At 76.7% G+C, this 5,644-nt stretch carries 1 pseudogene; it reads right to left on the reverse strand.

Annotated features, from left to right (window positions below):
- A pseudogene (locus IG88_RS39730) lies at nucleotides 1-5,644 on the reverse strand (beta-ketoacyl synthase N-terminal-like domain-containing protein); the annotation flags it as partial.

The raw sequence follows: 5,644 nt of genomic DNA on the forward strand, positions 1-5,644 counted from the left end.
TGGTGGTGGTGGACGAGGTGGCGGGCGAGGAGGGCGCCGAGGGTGCCGGTGCCGCCGGTGATCAGGGCGGTGCCGTCCGGATCGATCCCCCGCGGCACCCTGAGCACCGCCTTGCCGACCAGCTTGGCCTGGCTCAGGTCCCGCATCGCCTCCCGGGCCCGGCGCAGGTCGTACACGGTGACCGGCGGTCGGCGCAGGACCCCCTCGCGGTACAGGTCCATGACCGCGACCAGCATCTCCTGAATCCGGTCCGGCCCCGCCTCCAGCAGGTCGTACGCCTGATAGCGCACCCCCGGACGGTCGGCGGCCACCTGGTCCGGGTCGCGCTTGTCGGTCTTGCCCATCTCCAGGAACCGGCCGCCGCGCGGCAGCAGCCGCAGCCCCGCCTCGACGAACTCGCCGGCGAGGCAGTCCAGGACGACGTCCATGCCGCGGCCGCCGCTGGACTCCAGGAACGCCTGCTCGAACTCCAGCGTGCGGGAGTTGGCGATGTGCTTGTCGTCCAGTCCGTACTCCCGCAGCGTCCCCCACTTGCCGGTGCTCGCGGTGCCGTACACCTCGGCGCCCAGGTGGCGGGCGAGCTGGACGGCCGCGACGCCGACACCGCCCGCCGCCGCGTGCACCAGCACCGCTTCGCCCGGCCGCACCCGCGCCAGGTCCACCAGGCCGTAGTACGCGGTGAGATGCGTGATGGGGACCGTCGCCGCCTGCTCGTAGGTCCAGTCGTCCGGCATCGGCGTCAGGAACCGGCCGTCACACACCGCCACCGGGCCGAAGGAGTCCGAGCACAGGCCCAGCACCCGGTCGCCCGCCGCCACATGGGTCACCCCGGGGCCCACCTCCAGGACGGTGCCCGCCACGTCGCCGCCGATGCCGTTCTGCCCCTCGACCATGCCGAGGGCCACGATCACGTCCCGGAAGTTCAGCCCGACCGCGTGCACGGCGAGCCGGACCTGCCCGGGTCCCAGCGGGTCCAGGACCTCCGGGCAGGGCACCAGCGCCAGGTTCTCGATCGTGCCCCGGCCCGTGCTCTCCAGCCGCCACGGAACCGGCCCCGGCGGCGGCAGCAGCGCCGGATGCGCGGCGGCCCGCGCCAGCCGCGGCGCCCTGACCACGCCCTCACGGACCGCGACCCGCGGCTCGGCGGAGCGCAGCGCCGCCCCGAACGCCTCCCGCGACCGCTCGTGCCCGTCCAGGTCGACGAGGGCCAGCCGCCCGGGATGCTCGGACTGGGCCGCGGTCACCAGGCCCCAACAGGCCGCGCTGCCCAGGTCGGTGACGTCCTCGCCGTCGCCCGCGGCGACCGCGCCCGAGGTGACCAGCACCAGTCGGGAGCCGGTGAACCGGTCGTCGGCGAGCCAGGCGCGCAGCCAGTCGAGCGCCTCCTGCGCCGCCGCGTGCGCGTCCGCCGCCGGATCGCCGCTCCCGCGCGGCGCCAGGCAGCGCACCACGTGGTCCGGGACCCGGCCGCCGTCGGCCAGGTCGTCCAGCCCGGCCGCGACCGGCACCCCGCCGTCCGGCCCCGCCAGGGCGAACGGGTCCCCGCCGACCAGCGTGCAGGAACCGTCCGCGTCCCCGGCCTCGTCCGGCACGGCCGGCCAGTCCAGGTGGAGCAGCGCCTCCTGAGCCCGCGCGCCCGCCGGGCCGCCCAGGTCGGCGGGCCGGGTCACCAGGGACCGCACCGAGACCACCGGGTGCCCGGCCTCGTCGGTGAGCAGGACGGCCAGCCGGTCCCCGGACGGGGTCAGCCGCACCCGGGCCGTGGTCGCCCCGGTCGCGTACAGGCGGACGCCGGTCCAGGAGAACGGCAGCCGCACCCCCGTCTCCGAGCCGTCGGCGAAGGCCATGGCGTGCAGTGCGGAGTCCAGCAGCGCCGGATGCACCCCGTAGTCCGCCGCCGCGTCCCGCTCGGACTCCGGCAGCCGGATCTCGGCGAACAGTTCCTCGCCGCGTCGCCACACCGCGTGCAGGCCCCGGAAGGCCGGACCGTAGTGGTAGCCGCCCTCGGCGAGGACGTCGTACACGCCGTCCGTCTCCACCGGCCGCGCACCGGCCGGCGGCCAGACCGGGTCGGGCGCGGGTCCGGCGGCCTGCTCCCGTCCCAGCACACCGGACGCGTGCAGCACCCAGCTCCCGTCGCCGCCGCGGGAGTGCACGGTCACCGTGGCCCCGTCCGAGTCCTCGTCCGGCGTGGCCCGCACCTGCACCGTCGCCTCACCGTCCCGGGCGCCGGTGCCCAGCAGCAGCGGCGCGTGCAGGGTGAGTTCGTCCAGGTGCGGCCGGCCGAGCAGGTCGCCCGCCCGGATCGCCAGGTCCACGAAGGCGGTGCCCGGCAGCAGCACCGTGCCCGCCACGGCGTGGTCCAGCAGCCAGGGGTGGTCGCGCCCGGACAGCCGGCCGGTGAGCAGTACGCCCTCGCCGCCGGCCAGCGCCACCGACGCGCCCAGCAGCGGATGGTCCGCCGCCTCCAGTCCCGTCGACGTCAGGTCGCCGGCCCCGCCGCGGGACTCCAGCCAGAACCGGCGGCGCCGGAAGGCGTAGGTCGGCAGTTCCACCGGGGGCCGGCCGCCGGACGGACCGAGCACCGGCGACCAGTCGACGTCGACGCCCAGTACCGCCAGCTCGGCCACCGAGGAACGCCAGCGACGCGGGCCGCCGTCGTCCCGGCGCAGCGAACCCACCGCCACCGCGGTCCGGCCCGACGCGTCGATGCTGTCCTGCACCGCGGGCACCAGCACCGGATGCGGACTGATCTCCACGAAGACCGTGCCGCCCTGGTCCAGCGCGGCCCGCGTCGCCGCCTCGAACTCCACCGGGTGGCGAAGGTTGCGGTACCAGTACCCCGCGTCCAGCTCCGCGGTGTCCAGCGGGGCGCCGGTGAGGGTCGACAGGAAGGGGACGGCCGACGCGCGCGGCGCGATCCCGGCCAGCGCGTCGGCCAGTTCGGCCTCGACCGCCTCGACCTGGGCGGTGTGCGAGGCGTAGTCCACCGGGATACGGCGGGCCCGCACCCCGTCCCGCTCGCAGCGGGCGAGCAGCGCGTCGAGCGCCGCGGGCTCACCGGCCACCACCGTGCTGGCCGGTCCGTTGACCGAGGCCACAGAGATCCGGTCCGGCCAGGCGGCGATCAGCTCGCGGGCCGCCGCAGCGGGCAGCGCCAGCGACACCATCCCGCCCAGCCCGGCCAGCGCCGACCCGATCGCCGCGGCCCGCAGCGCGACGACCCGGGCACCGTCGTCCAGGCCGAGGGCACCGCAGACGCAGGCGGCGGCGATCTCGCCCTGGGAGTAGCCGATCACCGCGTCCGGCCGGACGCCGTAGGCACCCCACAGCGCGGCCAGGGACACCATCACCGCCCACAGCGCCGGCTGCACCACGTCCACCCGGTCCCACGGCGGCGTGTCCGGCTCCTGCCGCAGCACCGCGAGCAGCGACCAGTCGACGTACGGGCTCAGCGCCCGCTCGCACTCCAGCATCCGCTCCCGGAAGACCGGCTCGCAGTCGAGCAGTTCCGCGGCCATCCCCGCCCACTGCGCGCCCTGGCCGGGGAAGACGAAGACGACCCGCTGCTCGTCGGGCGCCGTTCCCGTCACCGCGCCGGGCGGCGGCGCCGCGTCCGGCTCCCCGGCCAGTTGGGCCAGACCGGCCGTGGCCGCCAGCAGCTCCTCCCGGCCCTCGCCCAGGAGCACCGCCCGGTGCGCCAGCCGCGCCCGGCCGGCCAGGGCCGCGGCGACGTCCGCACCGGACAGTCCGGGACGCGCGGCGACATGGGAGGCGAGCCGTTCGGCCTGGGCGTACAGCGCGTCGCGGCTGTGCGCGCAGAGCACCCACGGCAGCACCCCGCCCGGGACCGGCCCGGGCGGTTCGGCCGGCGCGGCGGCCGGCGGCTGTTCGAGGACGACGTGCGCGTTGGTGCCGCTGATGCCGAAGGAGGACACCGCGGCCCGGCGCGGGCGGTCGGTGCGGGGCCAGGGCCGCTCCTCGGTGAGCAGGGCCACCGTGCCCGCCGACCAGTCCACCTCGGGCGTCGGCTCGTCCACGTGCAGGGTCCGGGGCAGCACGCCGTGCCGCATCGCCATGACCATCTTGATGATGCCCGCCACGCCGGCCGCCGCCTGCGTGTGCCCCATGTTTGACTTCACCGAACCCAGCCACAGCGGCCGGTCGGCGGGCCGGTCCTGCCCGTAGGTGGCGAGCAGCGCCTGCGCCTCGATCGGGTCGCCCAGCGTCGTGCCCGTGCCGTGCGCCTCCACAGCAGCCCGGCTCCCTCGCCCCAGCCCGTGCCGTCCGCGCCCGCCGCGAAGGACCGGCAGCGGCCGTCGGGGGACAGTCCGCCCTGCCGGGACAGCTCCACGAACACCCCAGGGGTGGCCATCACGGTCACGCCGCCGGCCAGCGCCAGGTCGCACTCCCCGGTACGCAGCGACTGCACCGCCAGGTGCAGCGCCACCAGGGAGGAGGAGCAGGCCGTGTCCAGCGTGACCGCGGGCCCCTCCAGACCCAGGGTGAACGCCACCCGGCCCGAGGCCACACTGCCCGCCGAACCGGTCCCGATCAGCCCCTCGACCTCCTCGGGAAGCCCGTCGCGGTCGGCGCCGTAGTCGTGGTACATCATGCCCGTGAACACCCCGGTACGGCTGCCGCGCAGCGAGCGCGGATCGATCCCGGCCCGCTCCAGCGCCTCCCACGACGTCTCCAGCAGCAGCCGCTGCTGCGGGTCCATCGCCAGGGCCTCGCGCGGCGAGATCCCGAAGAACTCCGGGTCGAATTCGGCCGCGTCCAGCAGGAACCCGCCCTGGCGCACGTACGACGTGCCGGGCCTGGTCCCCTCCGGGTCGTAGAGCCGCTCCACGTCCCAGCCGCGGTCCTCGGGCATGCCACCGACCGCGTCCCGGCCGTCCGCGACCAGATGCCACAGCTCCTCCGGGGTGGCCACGCCGCCGGGATAGCGGCACGCCATCCCGACGATGGCGACCGGCTCCCCGGACCGGTCGGCACCCGGCCGCGGCTGCTGGACCCGCGGTGCCTGGCCGGTCAGCTCGCCCAGCAGGAACTCCGCCACCGCCGACGGCGTCGGACGGTCGAAGACCAGCGTGGCGGGCAGCCGCAGACCGGTCGCGGCCCCCACCGCGTTGCGCAGCTCGATGGCGGCCAGCGAGTCGAAACCCAGCTCCCGGAAGGTCCGCTTCGCGTCCAGCGCCTCGGGCGAGCCGTGGCCCAGCGCGCTCGCCGCCGCGGAGCGGACCAGGTCGAGCAGCGTCCGCGTGCGCTCCTGCTCGGGCAGTCCGCGCAGGTGCTCGGCGAAGGCCGAGTCCGCTCCGCCCGCCCGGCCGCCCGCGGCCGCCCGCCGTACGGGGGTCCGTACCAGGTCCCGGAACAGCGGGGGCAGCGTGCCCGCGGCGGCCTGGGCGCGCAGCGCGGCGGGGTCCAGCGGCAGCGGCGCCACGACCGGGGCGTCCATCGCGACCGCCGCGTCGAACAGGGCCAGGCCCTGCTCGTCGGAGACGGCGGGCATGCCCGCCTCGGCCAGTCGGCGCAGCGTCTGCTCGTCGTCGAGGTGGTGGGTCATGGTGCTGCGGGTGGTCCACAGTCCCCAGGCGAGGCTGGTGGCGGGTTGGCCGTGGGTGTGGCGGTGGTGGGCGAG

The sequence above is a fragment of the Streptomyces sp. NRRL F-5650 genome, from assembly GCF_000721365.1.
Lineage (GTDB): Bacteria > Actinomycetota > Actinomycetes > Streptomycetales > Streptomycetaceae > Streptomyces > Streptomyces ardesiacus.